Genomic DNA, 18,881 nt, shown 5'->3' on the forward strand with positions numbered 1-18,881 from the left:
TTGATACTGAAACGACATGCAAACGGCCTACAGTCCGCCGTACGAATGCAGGCCAGACAAGAACATGTTCACACCGAGGAAAGCGAAGGTCGTGACGACCAGACCAATCACCGACCACCATGCCAGTACGTTGCCGCGCCAGCCCTTGACCAGACGCACGTGCAACCACGCTGCGTAGTTCAGCCAGACGATCAACGCCCAGGTCTCTTTAGGGTCCCAGCTCCAGTAGCCGCCCCAAGCATCAGCCGCCCACGCCGCACCGAGGATGGTGGCAATGGTAAAGAACAGGAAGCCGACCGACACCGCCTTGTACATCACTTCGCCCAGCGTTTCGTAGCTCGGCAAACGGCTGGCCAGTACGCCTTTGGATACCAGCAGTTGCGCCACACCCAGCATCGCCGACAGGGCAAAAGCGCCGTAGCCGATAAAATTGGCGGGCACGTGTATCTTCATCCACCACGATTGCAGCGCCGGAATCAGCGGCTGGATTTCATGCGCGCCGCGATCCAGCGAATACCACAGGATGAAGCCGACGGCGGCGGTGATGACCAGCAACACAAAGGCACCCATCGCACGCGCTTTGAAGCGAGCTTCGTAATACAGGTACATCAGCGTGGTAATCAAACAGAACAGGATGAACACTTCGTATAGATTGGAAACCGGAATGTGCCCGACATCCGAACCAATCAGATAGCTTTCGTACCAGCGCACCAGCATGGCGGTCAGCGCGGCCAGCGCCGCGGTCCAGGTCAGGCCCGAGGCAATGGACAATGCCGTGCCGGAACGCGACAGCATCCCTACCCAGTACAGCACGGTGGCGATCACATACAGCACGCACATCCACATCACGGCCGACTGGCTGGCGAGGAAATACTTCAGCAGGAACGAATGCTGCGCCGTCGCCAGATCACCGTGGTAACTGGCAGTGCCGATCAGCGCCAGCACCGCGGCGGCGGGCAAGAAATAACGCATGGCGGGCCAGAACCAGCCGAACCAGACAATGCCAATGGTCGCGCCGAGCAAAATGCCGTGCTCGTAGTAATCCATGTACTGGCCATAGCGGGCGTAGGCAATGCCGCCCGCTGCGATCATCAGGATCGCAAACACGAAATCCAGCGGCGAGCGCCGGGAAAGGGGGAGCGTCATCATGTCGCGGACTCTTCATTTTTGGGTGCAGGAAGCAACGCGGTGCGGTGCTGTTCAAACGTTTTGCTCAGGTCGCCCGAGCGACGGTTACCAGTCAATGCCAGCAAGGTGCTGTCTTTTTCGGCACGCAACCACACGCGTTCTTCGCGCAGATAGAACATGCAGAATATGCCAATGACAAGCAGGATGGAACCGAAGAACACAATCTGTTTGCCGGGCGAGCGGGTAAGCTGGAAACCGCTGGATTTCACCTCGGTAAAGCCAGTCATCTGGATATACACCGGCGCGCCATATTCAAAGAAACCGCTGGTGGCCACCAGGCTGTCCATCAAGAACCGGTACTGATTCTGGTCAACTGCCAGAGGCGGCAGACTGGCGCGTTCCTGGGCGATATCCATGGCATCGACCGTCGCACCTTGCAGAATCTTCAGATAGGTTTGTGCCACTGGCTGACGCTTGTCTTCCGGTACTTTCTGGCGAATGAACTGGTCAATGCGCGCGAAGCCACCCTGGGCAAACTGGTTCAGGATGGTTTGCGTTACCGCCTGGAATTCATCGCGCTTGGTGGCCGAGAAACCGCCATTCTGAAAAGCCTTGTCGGTGGTGCGCTTGGCGATCTCGGGCCACGCTTGCGGGTCCATCATTACATTGCGCAAGCGCATGTAGGTGTCGACCTTGGCATCGTTATCCAGCGGAATGCGCACGTACTGGAACGAGGCGCCAATTTCCTTGCGTACGCCGGTCAGCAGATACAGCGCGCCGTCATCCAGAAACGGCGCCATGTAATTCTGGAATTCCACAGCCTGGCCAGACGAATCGCGCAGCTTGAACTGGATGGTGGGGCCGAGATTGCGCACATTGTGGCTGGATTTCACCGATTGCGACGACGCCAGCGCTTGTTCCAGCTTGCTGACGGCCACTGCGGATGTATCCGCCCCGGCATCCTTGCCCATGTTCTCCACGTTGTTCACGCGCAGATCGCCGAACTCCAGCGTGTATTGCTTGTTGTCATCCAGCGTGATGTTCTGGGTGCTCTTGGAGCGGGCCTCAAATTTTTGCGACGCCGCCCGGTTCAGATGCCAGCCAGTCAGTTGCAGCGGCGAGCCACCATCGCCAAAGCTGGCCTGGTAAATGGCAATGCCGTCGTAAACCAGCGGTTTGTTGACCTCAACGGTGCCGCTTTGCACCACTTTGCCCGATTGCCGGTCAAGTACGTCGATATCAGACGCAAAGCGCTTGGGCATGCCGGTGCTGTAGTAATCAACCTGGAATTGCTTGAGGCGAATGGCAAACGGCAGGTCTTGAACAAAGTAACCTTCGCCCGAGTTCAGAAACACCACGTCGCCCACTGAGCCTTCCGGCAACGTGACATTGCCGCGGAAAGACAGGTTGCCCGCATCCAGCCGGCTTTGTGCGGGCACCTGGCTTTGCGGGATATCGCGCAGTTCGGCGGTTTTGTTGCCGACAATCTCGCGCAGTTTGAGCGGCAGATTGCCGTCGATCAAACCACCAATACAGATCACCACGATGGCGGCGTGCGCAAAGAAATAACCCAGGCGCTGGCCCACGCCTTTTTTGGCGGCCAGCATCCAGGTACCATCGGTTTCCAGTATCCGCCAGCGATAACCAGCTTGTTTCAGATAACTCTGCGCGGCTTCGCGATCAACCGCACCGGTGCTCTCGGCGTGGTGAGCCATCAAGCGCAAGGAATTGCGGGTGGCGTGTTCACGATAGCTGCGAATGTCGCGCAGCATGCCTGGTGTATGGCGCCAGATGCACAGCGAGGTAGAAATGACCAGGAACGCCAGAATCAGCAAGAACCAGCCCGCATGGTAGACATCGAACAAACCCAGTGGCTTGAAGATGCCAAACCAGAACTCGCCGAACTCGATGCGGTAATCGATGTACTGCTCACCTTGCTTGAGCACGGTACCGATAATCGATGCGATCGCCAGTACCGTCAGCAGGCTGACGGCAAAACGCATGGATGAAAAGAGTTCGAACAGGGCGCGGCTGAACGAAACGTGGCGAGGATTGCGGGTGGCTGTCTGAGTCATAAAGCAAAAGAGGGGCGGTTGTCCGCCCCTCTAGAGTAGTGTGCCTGGGTTAAGATTGCATGGCACCGGGTAAATCAGTGCAGTGACTGGATGTATTCGGCCACGGATTTGATTTCCTGGTCGGACAGGCGTGCCGAAATATCGTTCATGGCCGGGCCATTGGTGCGATCGCCCGAGCGGAACAGGTTCAGCTCGGTAATGATATATGCCGAATGCTGACCAGCCATGCGCGGATATTGCACTGGCATGCCAGCGCCGCTTGGGCCGTGACAGGCCATACAGGCTGGCACATTCTTGGCTGCAATGCCGCCGCGATAGATTTTTTCGCCAGCTGCGATCAGTACTTTGTCTGATGCGCCACCGTCTTTCGGTTTTTGCGAACTGAAGTAAGCAGCCACATTGTGCATGTCGTCATCCGACAATTGCGAGGCCATACCCAGCATGACCGGGTTCTTGCGCTTCTGCGTTTTGAATTCGGTCAGTTGCTTGTAGATGTATTCGGGATGCTGGCCAGCCAGTCTTGGATTGGCCGGGACGACACTGTTGCCATCCGCGCCGTGACAGGCGGCACATACCTTGTCGACGATTTCCTTGCCTTTTGCAGGATCGCCTTTGGCTGTTGTGGCGGCGAAAACGCCGGTGCTCATCATCGTCAGTGCAGCAAACAGGGCTGCGACGGGCGCAACGCGCATAACTAGCTCCCTTATGAATTTTGGTATGCCCGTCGGCGTTTAAGGCCGGGCGACGGATCAAATCCTGATATTCTATATCAAGACCAAATACCAGACTACACACCATGTCGCTGTTTCGCGGACTCCGCTTCCTGACCACTGTTAATGAACTTCGTATGTTGCCGGTTGATGGCATCGAAGTTGCCTTCGCCGGGCGCTCCAACGCCGGTAAATCCAGCGCGATCAATACGCTCGCCAATCACACCCGTCTTGCCTACGTGTCCAAAACGCCGGGCCGGACACAGCATATCAACTATTTCGAGTTTGGGGATGGGCAACGCAGGCTGGTTGACTTGCCCGGCTACGGCTATGCCGCCGTGCCTGCCGCGGTGCGCAATCACTGGGAAGGGCTGCTTGGGCGTTATCTGAAAGAGCGCGAAAACCTGATCGGTCTGGTACTGATCATGGATTGCCGCCGCCCGCTCACCGAACTGGATCGACGCATGCTGGACTGGTTCTTGCCCTCGGGCAAACCGGTGCACTGTCTGTTGACCAAATCCGACAAGCTTTCCACCCAGGAAAAAACCAACGCCTTGCGTGGCGTGCTCAAGGAATTTGAAGGAAATCCGCAAGTTACCGCGCAGCTTTTCTCCAGTTCCAAGAAGCAAGGTGTCGAAAATGTCGAAAAAATCGTCGGTGCCTGGTTCGATGCTTTCACCATCCAAGTGACGGACGGTGAATAGCATTCCTTGAACTTTGCGCGAAGCTTTCTATTCTGATAGCTGGGTGCGCCCCTGCACCTCCCGCTTTTCCTCCCTGAGCGGGTGCCTTGGCTAAATGCCAAGGCGTATTACACCCCGGTCATTCTCCCCTTGGGCCGGGGTTTCTTTTTTTCTATGCCAACGTCATTAAGTTTGTGTGAAACGCGCCAGACGGCCTTGCATAAACGGGTGGCGACCTGGCGTCTTGGACCTGCAGATTGATTCATCCGGCTACTGATTCTGCATAATGGATCAGTCGTGTCGCTTGCCGGAGGGTACTGTGTCCACTTTGCGTGCCATTCAGGCAGATATCACCACACTTGCTCTGGATTGCATCGTCAATGCCGCGAATGAATCACTACTTGGCGGTGGCGGCGTAGACGGCGCAATTCACAGTGCGGCTGGCCCGCAATTGCTGGCGCAGTGTCGTACGCTCCGTGGTTGCGCTACGGGAGAGGCGAAAATCACTGGCGGTTTTAAGCTGCCTGCACGCTTTGTGATCCACACCGTTGGCCCGGTCTGGCACGGTGGCAATGCGGGCGAAGCTGAACTGCTGGCCGCCTGTTATCGCAATAGTCTGGCGCTGGCCGCGACGCACCATATACAGAGCATCGCCTTTCCCGCCATCAGCACCGGGGTTTATGGCTATCCGCTGGCCGCAGCCACGGATATCGCCGTGCGCAGTGTGCGCCAAGTGATGGGCCAGCCAGATATGCCGCACGAGATCGTGTTCTGCTGTTTTTCAGAGCGGGACTTGGCGGTTTACCAGGCGGCCTTGCTGCGCCAGGACTGAGTTGCCGGCGTTATCCTGCAGCGGCCTCAATCAGTGTCGGGAACGCCATAAGCGGTCAAGATGTAGTCGTATTGATCCGGTGCCAGCTGTTGCGCCACATAGGGCTGCAACAAGGCCACGCGCGCAGCGTCCAGCATGTACGACAACTTCATGTCCGGATCGGGTTTGTCTTGCTCATGAGCGAACAAACCGTAGAGAAAAGTTGTGGAGATCGACGCGGCAACGGGCACGTGGCCGATAAAGGCGCCCTCCATCCCTTTGCCCCAAACCTCAATAGTGCGAACAATCTTCATGGATTTGCGCCAGCGCGCTGCAGGTGAACTGGCACAAGCCAGCCGCAAATTATAAACCGACCGCCTTGCCGCCCGCGATCAATTGCAGTTCGGGCCGATTGCGTCGGGTGCGGTTGGCTACCAGATCGGCATCGGCGGCCAATAACAAGTCTTCCGCAGTGTCGGCCTCGCTGCGCAACTGCGCCAGGCCCCATTCCAGTTCGAAATCCACCACGCGGCCATCCGGCATTTTCACCACGTGTGCCGGTTTGCGTGCCAGCAACCGTTTCGCCACCACGTGCCCGCCGGAAAGCTCGCTATCCATCAGTACCAGTGCGACTTCGTTATCCGAGAAACGCCCGACCAGATCGAAATCGCGCACATTGGAGCGGCAGAGTGTGGCCAGTTGCTTGAGCGCCAGATCGCGCGCCAGCGGGCCATAGTTTTGTTCCAGCAATTCCATACGCTCAATGGCAATCAGCAGAATGCAGATCGCTGCATGGGTGCGATGAGCGCGGTTGATGGTGGCGGTGGTTTCGGTCAGAAAGCGGTCACGGGCACTCAGGCCGGTTTGCACATCCAGCCCCGCGCGGCTGGCCTGCTTGCTGATGAAACTGCGGTGCTCTATACGCACCAGATTCCAGCCGATCACGGCAGCAATGGCAATGGCCCAGCCGGCGGCGGCCAGAAACCAGACAAAAGAGACAGGAACACTTGGCATGGGTACAAACTCACTTTATCCAGACGGAATATCTGGATGGCATATCAAGTTCATAGTGTAGCGTGCCCGGAGCGATCCGCCAGTGCCGTTGGCCTGCTAGAATGCCGCCCATGCCGAATATTCTGATCGTTCGCCTTTCTTCTATGGGTGATGTCATCAACGCCATGCCTGCCGTGACTGACATGGCGCGGGCTCTGCCTGGCTTGCAACTGGACTGGGTAGTGGAAGAAAGTTTCCAGAGCCTGCCGCGTTTGCATCCAGCGGTAGCGCAGGTGATTCCGGTCGCGCTGCGGCGCTGGCGCAAAGCGCCATTCAGCGCGCAAACCTGGCGTGAGTTCAGTGCCGCCCGAGCGGCTTTGCAGGCCAAACCGTACGATTTGATTCTGGATGTCCAGGGCCTGCTCAAGAGCGTGTTCTTTGCCCGCATGGCCAATGGCCCGATCGCCGGCCCGGACCGCAGCAGCGCGCGTGAAGCGCTGGCCAGCTTTGCCTATCAATACAGCTATCCGGTGGTATGGCAGCAACATGCCATCCAGCGGGTACGCAAGCTCTCGGCGGCGGCGCTGGCTTATCCGCTGCCCGATAAAATCGATTACGGTTTGCCGCGCCCAAAAGTGGAGTTGCCGTGGCTTAAACCGCAGCCGTATGTGGTGCTACTCACCGCCACCAGCCGCCCCGAAAAAGAGTGGCCAGAACCGCACTGGATTGCTTTGGGCACGCGCTTTGCCGAGCGTGGTCTGGCCTGCGTGCTGCCTTGGGGCAGTGCGCCGGAGCGCGAGCGGGCAGAGCGTCTTGCCGCTGCTATTCCTGGAGCGCAGGCCGCGCCGAAGATGGCGCTCGATGCCGCTGCCGCCTTGCTAGCCGATGCGCGAGTGGTCGTGGGGGTCGATACCGGGCTGGCTCATCTGGCTGCGGCCATGGCCACGCCGGTAGTCGCAGTGTTCCTGGCATCAGACCCCGAACAGAACGGCGTGCTGGCATCTACCTACGCGGTGAATGTTGGCCACGATGGTGCTTCGCCTGATGTCGAGGCCGTCTGGCAAGCAGCCACGTCGGGCATGCGTTCATGATCCGCGCGTTGTATTCGCTGCTGCTGTGGCTGGTCACACCCATTGTCATGCTCTATTTATGGCGCCGGTCATTCAAACAACCGGCCTATCGCCAACATTGGCGAGAGCGCTGGGGTTTGTTTGGCGCGTGCAGTGCGAATACGCAGCCCGTGATCTGGTTGCATGCGGTATCGGTAGGTGAGGTCCGTGCCGCAGCGCCTCTTATCAAAGATGTGATGCAGGCGTGGCCGGATCATCGCGTTTTGCTCACCTGCATGACGCCGACCGGTCGCGAAACCGCACACGAACTATTGGGCGAAAGCGTGCAGATCGCCTATCTGCCTTATGACTACGCTGGCGCCACGCGTCGCTTTATCCGCCATTTCAAGCCGGTTTTTGGCTTGCTGATGGAAACCGAAATCTGGCCCAACCTGGTTCATGTATGCCGTGCGCGTGGCGTGCCGTTATTTTTGGTCAATGCCCGCCTTTCTGAAAAATCCGCTACCGGTTACCAACGTTGGCGCTGGCTGGCGGCACCCGCTTTTGCCGAGCTAACCGGGACCTTTGCCCAAAGCGCCGCCGATGCTGAGCGCTTGCGCGCACTGGGTGCACGCAATGTGGCCGTGACCGGCAACGTGAAATTCGACTTTGAACCGGCGCCAGCCAAGGTAGAGCACGGTCAAGCCTGGCGCGCAGCGCTGGGTCCGCGTTCGGTATTGCTGTTTGCTTCTAGCCGCGAAGGCGAAGAAACGCTGCTGCTGGATGCGCTGGAGCTGGCGCAATTGCCAGCCAATACCCTGTTGGTGATCGTGCCGCGCCATCCGCAACGCTTTGATGAAGTGGCCGCCATGCTGGCCATGCGTGGCGTGGCGTGTCTGCGCCGCAGTGAGTGGAATGAACCCGATATTGGTGACGCTCAAGTGTTGCTCGGCGATAGCATGGGCGAGCTGACGGCCTGGTACGCCTTGGCCGACGTCGCCATTATTGGCGGCTCGATTTTGCCATTTGGTAGCCAGAATCTGATTGAAGCGTGCGCCGTGGGCACGCCCGTGGTGATTGGGCCGTCCACTTTCAATTTTGCTGAAACAGCACGTATTGCTGTCGATGCCGGGGCGGCTCGCCAAGGCAAAGACGCTGTGGAAGTGGCCCGGCTGGCCGTCCAACTGCTGCAAGATGATGCGGCTCGCAGCGCCACCAGCCAGGCAGGGCTGGCGTTTGCCGCAGCGCATCGCGGTGCCACCGGGCGTGTGCTCAAACAACTGGCCGAACAACTGGCGGTGCCGACAGCCACTGGCAAGCCGTAATCCGACCATTAATTGCGCAGGCGGTCGGGCATACCATCACGTTTTACGCGCCGCCAGGATGCTTGCCATGCTTAACCGGTTCTCTGACCGTCACGCCGGATTCGATGATCCAGTTTCTCTGCTGCTGGCCTGCCATGAACGGGTACGCCATTATCTGGGCTTGCTGCAAAAGCTGTCCGCCCTTTTACCGGTAAATGGTTCGGATGCCCAGGCGCAAGACGCTGCCAAAGCCATCCTGCGTTACTTTGATGTTGCCGCGCCGCTGCATCACCAAGACGAAGACGACGATCTGTTCCCCCTGTTGCAGCAGCGCGGCGATCCGCAACTGCAAACAACCATCCTGACCTTGCAGAATGAGCATCCGCATTTGCACGCACAGTGGGCGGCGACGCGGAGCCTGCTGCTTGCCATTGCGGCTGGCGAGGCTGTGTTGCTTGATCAGGCCAGGGTGGATGCGTTTGCGCAGCAATATGTGACTCATGCCGGGCGCGAAGAAAATGAAGTCTATCCACAAGCCGCACACTTGCTGAGTGAAGCAGAGCGCGAAGCAATGGGTCGCAATATGGCTGCCCGGCGCTCAGTGGCACCCGTGGTGATTCGCTGATCTTTGTGATCTTGGGGTTGCGGTCACCCGAGCGGGCAATGGCCGGTTAGCCTTGGCCAGTCGGGCTGAACTGCCATGGGTGCAATGTCAGAAATTCCGCCGCCAGGCCGCTGGCGCCATCCCAGAAAATTTGCGCACCCAGACACAGCAAAATAAACGCCGACAGCCGCAGAAACACGACGGTGCCGGTTGAGCCAATCAGCTTGAGCAAGCGATCACCATAGCGGTAGCAGACATAGATGATGGCGGAAAGGACCGCTACACCGATGGCGCTGGCCAGTTGTATATCCCACTGATGGCGGTCCTGGCCGCGTATCCCCACCCCAAGAGTAATCGCGACGGTGATGGAGCCGGGGCCGACCGTAAACGGAAATGTCAGCGGATAAAACGCACGCTTCTGCAGCTCAGCGGAGCGGCGGGCATGATCACTGGCATTGCCAATGGGCTCACTTGCGCCGCCCGAGTCTTCCGGACTATTGAGCAGCTTCCAGCCCGCAGAAGCGACCAGCAAACCACCACATACCCGCACAATGGGGATTGAGACCCCGAAAAAATCCAGCACATACGAGCCGATAAACATGCTGAACAACAACAAGCAAAAACAGAAGAACGCAATCCGTCGCGCCAGAATCGCCCGCTCTTCTGAGGTATAGCGCTCGGTCAGTGACAAAAAGATCGGCATTGCCCCAAGCGGATTCAAAATGGGAATCAAGCCCACAATCACCAGGATGATCTTGCCAAGGAACATTGCGAAGAATTGCTGCATGGACTAACCCAACGTCATGAAGTGTGGATGACAATGCCCGGATTGTAGTTGTGTGGCGTCCGCTTTGTAGCGGACAAACTGCGGAACGCCCCAAAAAACCGGAGTATCCGGGGCGAATGCCAAAAAATACCCGCTGGCTGGCTGTTTTCGAATGACGACGAACGGCATGGATTGAGCATTTCCGCTGCATATTTTGCGTCGGGCAGATACAATTTAGCGCTGAAGCCACCTGAATGCAGGTGGCTCGATTTTTATGGAACCCCGGGAGCAATAGATGGCCATCACCGTCAACGGCGTCGAAATTACCGACGCCATGATTGAAGCGGAACTGCCGCACCACGAGGACGCACCGCGTCCGGTCGATGGCGCAGTGCAAGAACTGATTTTGCGCGAATTGCTGCTGCAGGCAGCCAAAGCCAAGGGTCTGGATGTCGCTGTGCCGGAAGAAGCCATCGGCACGCTGCTGCAAGGCGAAGTCAAATCTGAAGACGCCACCGACGCAGAATGCGAAGCCTTCTACGCCGAAAACCCGCAAGCGTTTGTGCGCGGCGAACAAGCCGAAGCCAGCCATATCCTGTTCACGCCAGAGAACGGCGTTGAGCCGTCACTGTTGCGTGCCAAAGCCGAACGCATTCTGGCTGAAGTCAAAGCCCAGCCGTTTGCATTTGAAGCGCTGGCCAAAGAGCACTCGGCTTGCCCGTCGGGCAAACAAGGTGGTGCCTTGGGTCAATTTGGTCGTGGCCAGATGGTGCCGGAATTTGACGCTGCCGTATTCGGCCTGGGCGAAAACCAGCTGTATGACGGTCTGGTAGAAACCCAGTTCGGTCTGCACATCATTCGCACCGGCAAGAAAACCACTGGCGAGACAGTCTCCTACGACGAAGTGAAAGATCGTCTGGGCGAATTCCTCACCGAAAGCAAATCCCGCCGCGCCATGCATGAATACCTGCAAACGCTGGTACAAGCTGCTGACATTCAAGGTTACGAACTCAAGCCGATGTCGGCCTGATTTTTCGCCTGACCGCAGCCAGACGCCGCACCCTGAGCAAGGGGCGGCGTTTTTTATTGCCGACTGGTGAGAAGTCATTCGTTCGAGCTATCAATCCCCGGTGGATTTATCGGCCGACGCGGGTCAGTTCGAACAACAGCGCGACCCACAAATCTGGCTGCGCTGGCAATACCTCCAATGGCTGCCTTCTGCCCACTCGCGCTGACGCGTATCATCAACGGTATTCAAACGACATGACTGAGCTGCATGCAAACCGTCGATCAAGCGCTCTCGCAATTGCTGGCCACAGCCCGCCCTCTGACTGAGACCGAAACAGTCGCGCTCGCCGCCGCGCATGGCCGCGTACTGGCCGCAGAAGTGGTCTCACCCATTGCGGTGCCGGGGTTTGATAACAGCGCCATGGATGGTTACGCGCTGCACGTACCGGATTTTGCCGTGCCACCTGCCGTGTTCCAGCTCACCCAGCGTATCGCCGCTGGTGAAACCGGCAGCGCCCTGGGTGCGGGTGAGGCGGCGCGGATTTTTACCGGCGCACCCATTCCGGCCGGGACCAATGCGGTCGCCATGCAGGAAGATTGCACCGTGGTGGATGGCAAGGTGCAACTCAGCCAGCCGCCACAACAGAACCAAAACATTCGCCGCGCCGGTGATGACGTTCGCCAGAGCGGCATCGTGCTGGCCCGGGGCGCCTGTCTTGGCGCTGCCCAACTGGGTTTGCTGGCCTCTATCGGCGTGGCGCAAGTAACGGTTGTTCGCCCTTTACGGGTGGCACTGCTGAGCACCGGCAGTGAACTGGTCGAACCAGGGCAACCCTTAGGCGCGGGACAAATCTATAACAGCAATCGTTACCTCCTTGCAGCCATGTTGCGTGAAGCAGGGTGTGAGGTTACCGACTTTGGGATCGTCGCCGACACACTGATTGCAACGCAAAACACACTGCAACAGGCCGCAGCTGGGCACGATATCGTAATGACCAGTGGTGGGGTTTCGGTGGGAGAGGAAGATCACGTCAAGGCCGCCGTCGAAAGCCTGGGTCAACTTGACTTGTGGAAAATCGCCATCAAGCCGGGTAAACCGTTCGCGCAAGGACGCATTCGCGGTGCTGACGGTAGCGAGGCCGATTTTATCGGCTTGCCAGGCAATCCGGTCTCCAGCTTTGTCACTTTCTTCGTCCTGGTACGGCCTTTCCTGGCCAAGCGACAAGGGCGGATTGGTGCAAGTGAACCCGCTCAACTACACGTGCCTGCCGGGTTTAGTCGGCCTGCTGGCGCGCGCCGTGAATACCTGCGAGTACGCATTGAAGCCGGAAAACTGGTGCCTTTCGGCAATCAAGGCTCGGGCGTGCTGACATCAGTTGCCGCATCAGATGGCCTGGCCGTAGTGCCAGAAAACATCCCCGTTGCGGCAGGGGACCTCCTGACCTTTTTGCCCTACGACTTGCGCTTGTAAACATCATCGGAAGACATCGCCATGAAACACCTGGAACTACGCTATTTCGCCCGCCTGCGTGATGCGCTGGGCACGGAGGCAGAAACCGTAAGCGTGCCGCTGGATGTCGCCAGCGTGCGCGATCTGGTTGCCTGGTTACGCCTGCGTGGCGGTGCGTGGGATGAACAATTCAGCGGTGCCAGGCCGTTTCGTGCGGCGGTTAACCAGGACATGGTGCAGCTGGATGAGCTGATCCCCGATCACGCCGAGGTCGCGTTGTTCCCGCCGGTTACCGGAGGCTAAACGTGACCACTACGCCGCAAGTGCACATCCAGGTGGGCGAGGCCGATTTTGATCTGGCCAGCGAATATCAGGCCGCCAAAGCCATTCCCGGTTCCGGCGCCATTGTGGCTTTTGCCGGGCTGGTGCGGGATTGGCACGGTGGCCGCGCTTTACGGCTGGAGCATTATCCCGGCATGACGCAAAAGGCGCTGGCGCACATTGTCGACCAAGCCGCCGCCCGCTGGCCGCTTAACGCCGTGCGCGTTATTCACCGCGTCGGCACCTTGCAGCCAGGTGAGCAGATTGTGTTGGTTATCACCGCCAGCGCGCATCGGGTTGCAGCGTACGAAGCAAATGCCTTTATCATGGATTATCTCAAAACCGAGGCCCCATTCTGGAAGCAAGAGATTGGGGACGCCGGAGCCAGTTGGGTAGAAGCACGGGCCAGCGATGACGCGGCGCGGCAACGATGGGAGCAAAACAGTGACGATTGATGCAGTGATTCTGGCCGGAGGCGAAGGCCGTCGCATGGGTGGGCAAGACAAAGGGCTGGCTATGCTCAACGGCCAGCCGCTGGTGGCATGGGCGGCTCACGCCTTGTCGCAGCAGACCCATCCCATCGGCCAGGTGCTGGTCAGTGCCAATCGCAACCTGGCGGATTACTCACGCTTTGGCTTTCCGGTACTGCATGACGTTTACACCGGTTTCTGCGGCCCGCTGGCAGGCATTCATGCCGCGATGCTCGCCTCGCCTGCGCCATGCCTGTTGGTGGTGCCATGTGACGTGCCGCAACTGCCGCATGATCTGTTGCAACAACTCGCCAGCGCGCTGAATGCGCATCCGCAAGCACAAGCTGCTGCCGTCAAAACCGCCGAGCGTACCCATCCGGCGCTGTGCCTGGTCAAGCGCAGCGCCTTGCCCGGGCTGGTGGAGCGTTTGTCGCAGAATCAATTGAAACTGGGCGACTGGCTAGAAACACTTTCTCCGGTGTGGGTTGAGTTTGCCGATTCGGCCTTCCCCAACCTCAATTCGCTGGATGCGCTCAACGTCGCGGCCACCCAGTTGGCCTACGAAACCCCGCCAGTTGCCAACGGTGGCCTGACGCACTTTGATGCCAGCGGCCAAGCGCACATGGTCGGCGTCGGCGCCAAACCCGAAACCACGCGTCTTGCCCGCGCCACCGGCGAAATCACCATGCAACCCGCCACGCTGGCGCTGATTGCAGGCGGTAACCACAAAAAGGGTGACGTGCTGGGCATCGCCCGCATCGCCGGCATTATGGCCGCCAAAAAAACACCGGAACTGATTCCGCTTTGTCATGCCATCGCGCTGACTAAAGTCACGGTCGACTTCCAGATCGACACCCCCCGCAATACCGTGATCTGTGAAACCACCGCCGAAACCGTCGGACGCACCGGCGTAGAAATCGAAGCCCTCACCGCCGCGCAAATTGCGCTGCTAACTATCTACGATATGTGCAAAGCGGTGGACCGGGGGATGGTGATTAACGGCGTGCGGTTGCTGGAGAAACAAGGCGGGAAGTCGGGGCATTGGGTGGGGGAATGACTGGCGGCGTTTAGGCGTCCCTGGCTGGCACCATTGACGCCATAAATATGCACGAATTGCCGCAAATCTGCCCAACACCCTCAGACTTAAACCCGGCATTCCCGTTTGAGAAACGGGTTGGCTTGCTCGAGTAGATTCTTTAGCGCCAGATTGAATGAATTGTTAATGGCCGACTCGCTGTTGGTCCAGTTCACGCTCACATCGACGCCTCGTAAAGTGGTGCTCGCCAAGAGGCCATCCTGTGCATCGACTACATCCAGTTTCATGACAATATTGCTGACGTGCGAAACCGACTGCGCATCAATATAGAATTTTTTCAAATGCAATTTTATGCTGGATTGCGCCCCGGCAGTATTTGAAACCTGATAGTAGGTTTTGGGCAATTTCAGAAAGCCATTGTGTATAAGCTGCGGGACGTTCTCTGCCACGATTTCTGTCCCATATGGCATCCCCAACGTTTCATCAGCTTTTCGTTCGTCTGCGATTCCGGCAAAGGTGATAGGGCAAACTCGCTGAACGGTTGTTTCTCGCGCGGAAGTAATATCGTTTGCCTGGTAATCAGAATTGAGGGTGGCTTTAGGCGGTGCAGCACAGCCAGCAAGGCTCGCGATCAAACATGGAATAAGCAGTTTTTTCATAGTATGAACCGGGCAGGTAGCATCAACATGCAGGCGCACCAAGGGCGCCTGCATGGTTTCGGCCAGCAATATTATTTAACGACGACCACCACCAGCGAGCCCAGCTTGTCGCGGGTGGCAGACATTTTCTGACCATCGATATCCGTCAAAAATGCGTCCGGCTGTTTGGAAATCGCACCCGCTACTACTGGCGTATTGGCAGCGATAAAATCGCGTGCCAGCAAACTGGCAACGACATCTACGCCATGATCAAGCGCCTTGCGTGCCAATTCGCCCCCGTTGGCTGACCACAGGGCAATGGCCGCCGATCGATCTTTGATATCGCCGGGCAATGTTTCATGAAAGACAACGCGATCACGATAAATGGAATTAACCATCAGCGTTTTCATGGCGCTGGGGTCATTTACTTTACTGGTTCCCTGGTACAAGCTCAATTGCAAGGCTTTCAGTTCATCGGTGTTGGGGAATGCATTGGCATGACCAATAACGGTTATGGTCTTCATGTCTGGCGACAATTCGTAGGCAAAAGCGATGGTGGTGAACACATCCTTTTTGGATTCGGCAATGGCTTTTTCTACATTTTGATTGGTGACCTTGGTCAGCAACATGACGTTCTTTTCGGCAATCCACGAGATGTTGCCGGTTTCACGTTTTACTGCTTCCATGGCTTGATCATTAAAACTGTAATCAAGTAATGCATTGCGCAAAGGCACAATCAAATGCTGCGCGTCATCTTCACGGCTGTTATTGACTGCTGTATCGATCAAGGCAAACAACAACCCACCACCGGCTGCAGCGGTCAGATTTGAATTGTTAATAGAGGCATTCAATTCTTTTTGCGAAATAAGTACTTCAATGTCTGAGTTTTTTACTTTCTGCACGGCGGCAGCAGGCATCGGTTTAAATGCCGGTTGCACGGCGCAACCGGACAACAACGCCACCGCTGTTGCGAAAGGAATGAGGAAAAACCGCATTTTTGGCTCCGGCACAATTGTTTATAATAGATTTCTAATCTAGTCAGATTTTAAATGACAAAACCCTTACATGCTGCGGATTTGCGCTGCCGTGTTGTTTGAAAGGCACAGATGACAATTCATCTGCCAAAATCGCAGTCATGGGCCGGCAAACTCCGCCCGCGGCCGGATCAACTGGCCGCTATCACGCTGTTCCAGTACATGGGCAATCCAGCCCACGCAACGGCCCATGGCAAACAGTTTTAGCGCGCTGCCAGCGGGCAGTTTGCCGTAACGCTCCAGAGCCACCAGTGCCAGATCAAGTGTGGGATATCCGCCTTCGCTGCTTTGCGCGGACTGGATCAAATGGCTCAGTCTGGAGTCATGCGGCATCTTGTTAAGCAAATCGCGGGCGCGGGGGTCGCCATCGGGATATAGCGGGTGTCCAAACAATTCGGCCATGCGGCTAGCCTGGTCGATTTTGACTTCATCATCATCCGTTGAGTCGGCGCTATCGAGCAACGTAGCCAGTACTCGTGAAACCTTCTCTGTCATACCCCCGTGACGTGGGCCGCTGAGTGCGGCTAGCCCGGCTTGCAGGCAGGCAGCCAGGCTGGCGCCCGTGGACGCGGTGACGCGCACGGCAAAGGTCGAGGCATTCAGTTCATGATCGGCGCACAACACGAGCGCGCGCCGGATCAGCTCCGCCAGATGAGTTCGCCCCCAGCCTTGCGCTAACGCTTGGTGTACCGGCAAGCCGGGCGCGCCGCCCAAGGCCAGGCAAACCGTTCGCATCAGGGCGATACCTTCCATGGCTTGAGCCGCGACCGGAGCATCGATCGGCAGCGCCTTGTTGGCGGCGTGCAGGGCCAGTGCAACGGTGGCTCGTTGCAGTGCGGGCAACCGGCCAGGCAGGCGGGGTAAAGGCGCGTCTTCGGGCACCCAGTCCAGCGAAGGTTGTTCCCACAGAATGGCTGCGGCTTCTTCCAGCGACGCAAATTGCGCCAGGGCAATCGCGTCATGACCGCGATATTGCAGCTGCTGGTTCTCAATGCGCGTGATACGCGTACGCAGCACTGGCAAGCCCCAGTCCAGCGCGGTTCTGGCGGCCTCTTTGGGGCGGCGCTGACGTTGTTTGCGGGCCAGATAGGCACTGATGTCACTCTCTACATACCAGCGCTGGCGCGGGTCGGCGGCGGCTCCGGCCGTGCGGATCAAACCCCGGCTGACATAGGCGTAGAGCGTATTCAGGCTAATGCCAAGGCGGGCGGTAGCAGTGCGAGCGTCGATCAGGCCACGTGGCGGTGAGGTATCCATAAGCTAAATATATTGATTTATGTATTCAATATTTTTATTAAATCAATGTATGGATAAGCTGTCCACGTCTGCATGTATTTGAAGGAGATGAATAATGGCAGTGGGACTGGATGGGATCATCGCCGCGCAAACGCGCTTGAGTCACGTTGACGGTGAGGCGGGACGTTTGATTTTGCGCGGCCACGAACTGGAAACGTTGGCCGGGCAGTGGCGTTTTGAGCAAGTCACTGCATTGCTGTGGCGCGAGTTGGTGCCGCATGCCGCGGATTTATCCGCCGATCTGGGTCGTGGTCGGATGCGGGCGTGGCAGCATTTTTCTCCGCTGCTGCCCACGCTGAATGGCATGTCGGCCATTGAAGGCATGCGTTTCTTGCTGGCGTTACTGCCGGATGAGCCCGCTGATGCCAGTCTGTTGCTGGCGGCAGCGGGTGTTGCCATGGCGACAAGCATCCGCAGCGCGCAAAACCTGCCCGCACTGGCACCCGATGCCGCGCTCAGCCACGCTGCTGATTTGCTGCGCATGTTGCGGGGCAAAGCGGGAGATGCGGCCGAAGTTAAGGCATTTGAAACCTATCTGGTCGCGGCGGCGGATCACGGTTTGAACGCGTCGACTTTTACCGCGCGGGTAGTTGCATCAACTGGCGCTGGTTTGGTCTCGGCCGTGGTGGCCGCAATGGGCGCATTAAAAGGGCCATTGCACGGCGGCGCACCAGGGCCAGTGCTGGATATGCTCGATGCCGTCGGCCAGGCGGACAAAGCTCCGGCGTGGATTGATGCGGCTATTGCACGGGGCGAGCGGCTGATGGGATTCGGGCACCGCATCTATCGGGTGCGCGATCCGCGAGCCGATGTGTTGAAAGCAGCCGTGAACGCGCTGCGTGGTCGCAATAACCGCATCGCCTTGGCTGAAGCGGTGGAACAAGCGGGTCTGGTGGCCTTGGCCAGACACAAACCCGGGCGGCGGCTGGATGTGAATACCGAGTTTTACACCGCGTTGTTGCTGGAAGCGCTGGATATCCCGCGAGCCGGATTCACGCCCGTATTTGCCGCTGCCCGTACTGCGGGCTGGATCGCGCATGCTTGTGAACAGCAACTGGATGGACGCTTGTTACGACCCGCTTCGGAATATATCGGGCCCATGCCGCAGGCCGTGGCAGCGAGTGAATGGTCAGAAGCTGGATAGATTCGGCATAGCCCGGCAGGGCAGTAACCATCTGTCATTGTGGCTCCAACATCTGCGAACTCAGGTGTGGCATTGGCCGTGGCATGGTGGATTGTCCCGGTTTCCTGGGCCGAATCCACCCTACGTTTCGGCATGTAATCGCGGGTGATGTCGCAGACCAAGGGACGCTCTTGGGCAGGTTCCACTCACCCTACGCAGCCGGAAGAGTTGAGGAAGACGGTGGTCAGACCATGTCGCAAGAATACCCTGATGCCTCATCATTCCCGCGCAGGCGGGAATCCAGAGGCTTCGCTAACCATCGTCGCTGGACCCCTGCCTGTGCGGGGATGACGAATTGGGATGCGTAGCCCTGCCCGGGGTT

The 18,881-nt window shown here is 58.0% G+C and carries 20 protein-coding genes; 11 read left to right on the forward strand and 9 right to left on the reverse strand.

The features are described 5' to 3' along the window. Window positions 1-27 precede the first annotated feature (27 nt). From ccsB to N7220_RS11740, 3 genes are all read right to left on the reverse strand, one after another. Window positions 28-1,149 (reverse strand): c-type cytochrome biogenesis protein CcsB, encoded by a 1,122-nt coding sequence (ccsB, locus tag N7220_RS11730; RefSeq protein WP_390901491.1) that lies wholly within the window; start codon window positions 1,147-1,149, stop codon window positions 28-30. After that, window positions 1,146-3,203 carry a cytochrome c biogenesis protein ResB gene (locus tag N7220_RS11735; RefSeq protein WP_283147707.1) on the reverse strand — a complete coding sequence of 686 codons (2,058 nt, stop codon included), beginning with the start codon at window positions 3,201-3,203 and terminating at the stop codon, window positions 1,146-1,148. Before N7220_RS11735 ends, ccsB begins: the two co-directional genes overlap by 4 nt. A gap of 74 nt (window positions 3,204-3,277) precedes the next feature. Then, the gene (locus N7220_RS11740) at window positions 3,278-3,895 is read right to left on the reverse strand and encodes a c-type cytochrome (RefSeq protein WP_283147708.1); all 618 of its coding nucleotides are present in this window, start codon (window positions 3,893-3,895) and stop codon (window positions 3,278-3,280) included. 104 nt (window positions 3,896-3,999) lie between these two features. Between N7220_RS11740 and yihA the strand changes: the two genes are divergently transcribed. After that, entirely contained in the window at window positions 4,000-4,617 is a 618-nt protein-coding gene (yihA, locus tag N7220_RS11745; RefSeq protein WP_283147709.1) for a ribosome biogenesis GTP-binding protein YihA/YsxC, read from the forward strand. A 298-nt stretch (window positions 4,618-4,915) separates the two neighbouring features. Further along, entirely contained in the window at window positions 4,916-5,428 is a 513-nt protein-coding gene (locus N7220_RS11750) for an O-acetyl-ADP-ribose deacetylase (protein WP_283147710.1), read from the forward strand. 26 nt (window positions 5,429-5,454) lie between these two features. Here N7220_RS11750 and N7220_RS11755 read toward each other — a convergent pair whose 3' ends face one another. After that, entirely contained in the window at window positions 5,455-5,721 is a 267-nt protein-coding gene (locus N7220_RS11755) for a hypothetical protein (protein ID WP_283147711.1), read from the reverse strand. A gap of 49 nt (window positions 5,722-5,770) precedes the next feature. Next, window positions 5,771-6,421 (reverse strand): diguanylate cyclase domain-containing protein, encoded by a 651-nt coding sequence (locus N7220_RS11760; protein ID WP_283147712.1) that lies wholly within the window; start codon window positions 6,419-6,421, stop codon window positions 5,771-5,773. Between the two features lie 110 nt (window positions 6,422-6,531). On the opposite strand from N7220_RS11760, the gene waaC reads away from it, so the two are divergent. The 3 genes from waaC to N7220_RS11775 all read left to right on the forward strand — a co-directional run bounded on the left by waaC (window position 6,532) and on the right by N7220_RS11775 (window position 9,378). After that, a complete protein-coding gene (gene waaC / locus N7220_RS11765; protein WP_283147713.1) occupies window positions 6,532-7,491 on the forward strand; it encodes a lipopolysaccharide heptosyltransferase I in 960 nt (319 codons plus the stop codon). Then, complete coding sequence (gene waaA / locus N7220_RS11770) at window positions 7,488-8,774, forward strand: lipid IV(A) 3-deoxy-D-manno-octulosonic acid transferase (protein WP_283147714.1); 1,287 nt, start codon at window positions 7,488-7,490, stop codon at window positions 8,772-8,774. The genes waaC and waaA overlap by 4 nt, the downstream gene beginning before the upstream one ends. A gap of 67 nt (window positions 8,775-8,841) precedes the next feature. Continuing rightward, on the forward strand, window positions 8,842-9,378 hold the full coding sequence (locus N7220_RS11775) for a hemerythrin domain-containing protein (RefSeq protein ID WP_283147715.1): 537 nt from the start codon (window positions 8,842-8,844) through the stop codon (window positions 9,376-9,378). A 46-nt stretch (window positions 9,379-9,424) separates the two neighbouring features. Here N7220_RS11775 and N7220_RS11780 read toward each other — a convergent pair whose 3' ends face one another. Next, window positions 9,425-10,144: a MarC family protein gene (locus N7220_RS11780; RefSeq protein ID WP_283147716.1), complete on the reverse strand. Its 720-nt coding sequence runs from the start codon at window positions 10,142-10,144 to the stop codon at window positions 9,425-9,427. 274 nt (window positions 10,145-10,418) lie between these two features. Between N7220_RS11780 and N7220_RS11785 the strand changes: the two genes are divergently transcribed. From N7220_RS11785 to moaC, 5 genes are all read left to right on the forward strand, one after another. Further along, window positions 10,419-11,153: a peptidylprolyl isomerase gene (locus N7220_RS11785; RefSeq protein WP_283147717.1), complete on the forward strand. Its 735-nt coding sequence runs from the start codon at window positions 10,419-10,421 to the stop codon at window positions 11,151-11,153. A 246-nt stretch (window positions 11,154-11,399) separates the two neighbouring features. After that, the gene (locus N7220_RS11790; protein ID WP_283147718.1) at window positions 11,400-12,602 is read left to right on the forward strand and encodes a molybdopterin molybdotransferase MoeA; all 1,203 of its coding nucleotides are present in this window, start codon (window positions 11,400-11,402) and stop codon (window positions 12,600-12,602) included. A 21-nt stretch (window positions 12,603-12,623) separates the two neighbouring features. Continuing rightward, the gene (gene moaD, locus N7220_RS11795) at window positions 12,624-12,884 is read left to right on the forward strand and encodes a molybdopterin converting factor subunit 1 (protein WP_283147719.1); all 261 of its coding nucleotides are present in this window, start codon (window positions 12,624-12,626) and stop codon (window positions 12,882-12,884) included. Window positions 12,885-12,886: 2 nt separating this feature from the next. Next, complete coding sequence (gene moaE, locus N7220_RS11800) at window positions 12,887-13,357, forward strand: molybdopterin synthase catalytic subunit MoaE (protein ID WP_390901492.1); 471 nt, start codon at window positions 12,887-12,889, stop codon at window positions 13,355-13,357. Beyond that, window positions 13,347-14,429 (forward strand): cyclic pyranopterin monophosphate synthase MoaC, encoded by a 1,083-nt coding sequence (gene moaC / locus N7220_RS20840; RefSeq protein WP_425326770.1) that lies wholly within the window; start codon window positions 13,347-13,349, stop codon window positions 14,427-14,429. The genes moaE and moaC overlap by 11 nt, the downstream gene beginning before the upstream one ends. Window positions 14,430-14,515: 86 nt before the next feature. On the opposite strand, the gene N7220_RS11815 is transcribed toward moaC, so the two are convergent. The 3 genes from N7220_RS11815 to N7220_RS11825 all read right to left on the reverse strand — a co-directional run bounded on the left by N7220_RS11815 (window position 14,516) and on the right by N7220_RS11825 (window position 17,337). Next, the gene (locus tag N7220_RS11815) at window positions 14,516-15,067 is read right to left on the reverse strand and encodes a hypothetical protein (protein WP_283147720.1); all 552 of its coding nucleotides are present in this window, start codon (window positions 15,065-15,067) and stop codon (window positions 14,516-14,518) included. 71 nt (window positions 15,068-15,138) lie between these two features. Then, window positions 15,139-16,041, reverse strand: a complete 903-nt coding sequence (locus N7220_RS11820) for a hypothetical protein (RefSeq protein WP_283147721.1) — start codon at window positions 16,039-16,041, stop codon at window positions 15,139-15,141. 138 nt (window positions 16,042-16,179) lie between these two features. After that, window positions 16,180-17,337 carry a citrate synthase family protein gene (locus tag N7220_RS11825; protein ID WP_283147722.1) on the reverse strand — a complete coding sequence of 386 codons (1,158 nt, stop codon included), beginning with the start codon at window positions 17,335-17,337 and terminating at the stop codon, window positions 16,180-16,182. A gap of 94 nt (window positions 17,338-17,431) precedes the next feature. Between N7220_RS11825 and N7220_RS11830 the strand changes: the two genes are divergently transcribed. After that, window positions 17,432-18,520 carry a citrate synthase gene (locus N7220_RS11830; RefSeq protein ID WP_283147723.1) on the forward strand — a complete coding sequence of 363 codons (1,089 nt, stop codon included), beginning with the start codon at window positions 17,432-17,434 and terminating at the stop codon, window positions 18,518-18,520. The last annotated feature ends 361 nt before the right edge of the window (window positions 18,521-18,881 follow it).

It is taken from the genome of Silvimonas soli, from assembly GCF_030035605.1.
Classification (GTDB): Bacteria; Pseudomonadota; Gammaproteobacteria; order Burkholderiales; family Chitinibacteraceae; genus Silvimonas; species Silvimonas soli.

Excerpts from the sequence above, each read along its gene's own strand:
- ccsB (WP_390901491.1), bottom strand. The coding sequence starts at position 1,149 with ATGATGACGCTCCCCCTTTCCCGGCGCTCGCCGCTGGATTTCGTGTTT.
- N7220_RS11735 (WP_283147707.1), bottom strand. The coding sequence starts at position 3,203 with ATGACTCAGACAGCCACCCGCAATCCTCGCCACGTTTCGTTCAGCCGC.
- N7220_RS11740 (WP_283147708.1), bottom strand. The coding sequence starts at position 3,895 with ATGCGCGTTGCGCCCGTCGCAGCCCTGTTTGCTGCACTGACGATGATG.
- yihA (WP_283147709.1), top strand. The coding sequence starts at position 4,000 with ATGTCGCTGTTTCGCGGACTCCGCTTCCTGACCACTGTTAATGAACTT.
- N7220_RS11755 (WP_283147711.1), bottom strand. The coding sequence starts at position 5,721 with ATGAAGATTGTTCGCACTATTGAGGTTTGGGGCAAAGGGATGGAGGGC.
- N7220_RS11760 (WP_283147712.1), bottom strand. The coding sequence starts at position 6,421 with ATGCCAAGTGTTCCTGTCTCTTTTGTCTGGTTTCTGGCCGCCGCCGGC.
- waaC (WP_283147713.1), top strand. The coding sequence starts at position 6,532 with ATGCCGAATATTCTGATCGTTCGCCTTTCTTCTATGGGTGATGTCATC.
- waaA (WP_283147714.1), top strand. The coding sequence starts at position 7,488 with ATGATCCGCGCGTTGTATTCGCTGCTGCTGTGGCTGGTCACACCCATT.
- N7220_RS11775 (WP_283147715.1), top strand. The coding sequence starts at position 8,842 with ATGCTTAACCGGTTCTCTGACCGTCACGCCGGATTCGATGATCCAGTT.
- N7220_RS11780 (WP_283147716.1), bottom strand. The coding sequence starts at position 10,144 with ATGCAGCAATTCTTCGCAATGTTCCTTGGCAAGATCATCCTGGTGATT.
- N7220_RS11785 (WP_283147717.1), top strand. The coding sequence starts at position 10,419 with ATGGCCATCACCGTCAACGGCGTCGAAATTACCGACGCCATGATTGAA.
- N7220_RS11790 (WP_283147718.1), top strand. The coding sequence starts at position 11,400 with ATGCAAACCGTCGATCAAGCGCTCTCGCAATTGCTGGCCACAGCCCGC.
- moaD (WP_283147719.1), top strand. The coding sequence starts at position 12,624 with ATGAAACACCTGGAACTACGCTATTTCGCCCGCCTGCGTGATGCGCTG.
- N7220_RS11815 (WP_283147720.1), bottom strand. The coding sequence starts at position 15,067 with ATGAAAAAACTGCTTATTCCATGTTTGATCGCGAGCCTTGCTGGCTGT.
- N7220_RS11820 (WP_283147721.1), bottom strand. The coding sequence starts at position 16,041 with ATGCGGTTTTTCCTCATTCCTTTCGCAACAGCGGTGGCGTTGTTGTCC.
- N7220_RS11825 (WP_283147722.1), bottom strand. The coding sequence starts at position 17,337 with ATGGATACCTCACCGCCACGTGGCCTGATCGACGCTCGCACTGCTACC.
- N7220_RS11830 (WP_283147723.1), top strand. The coding sequence starts at position 17,432 with ATGGCAGTGGGACTGGATGGGATCATCGCCGCGCAAACGCGCTTGAGT.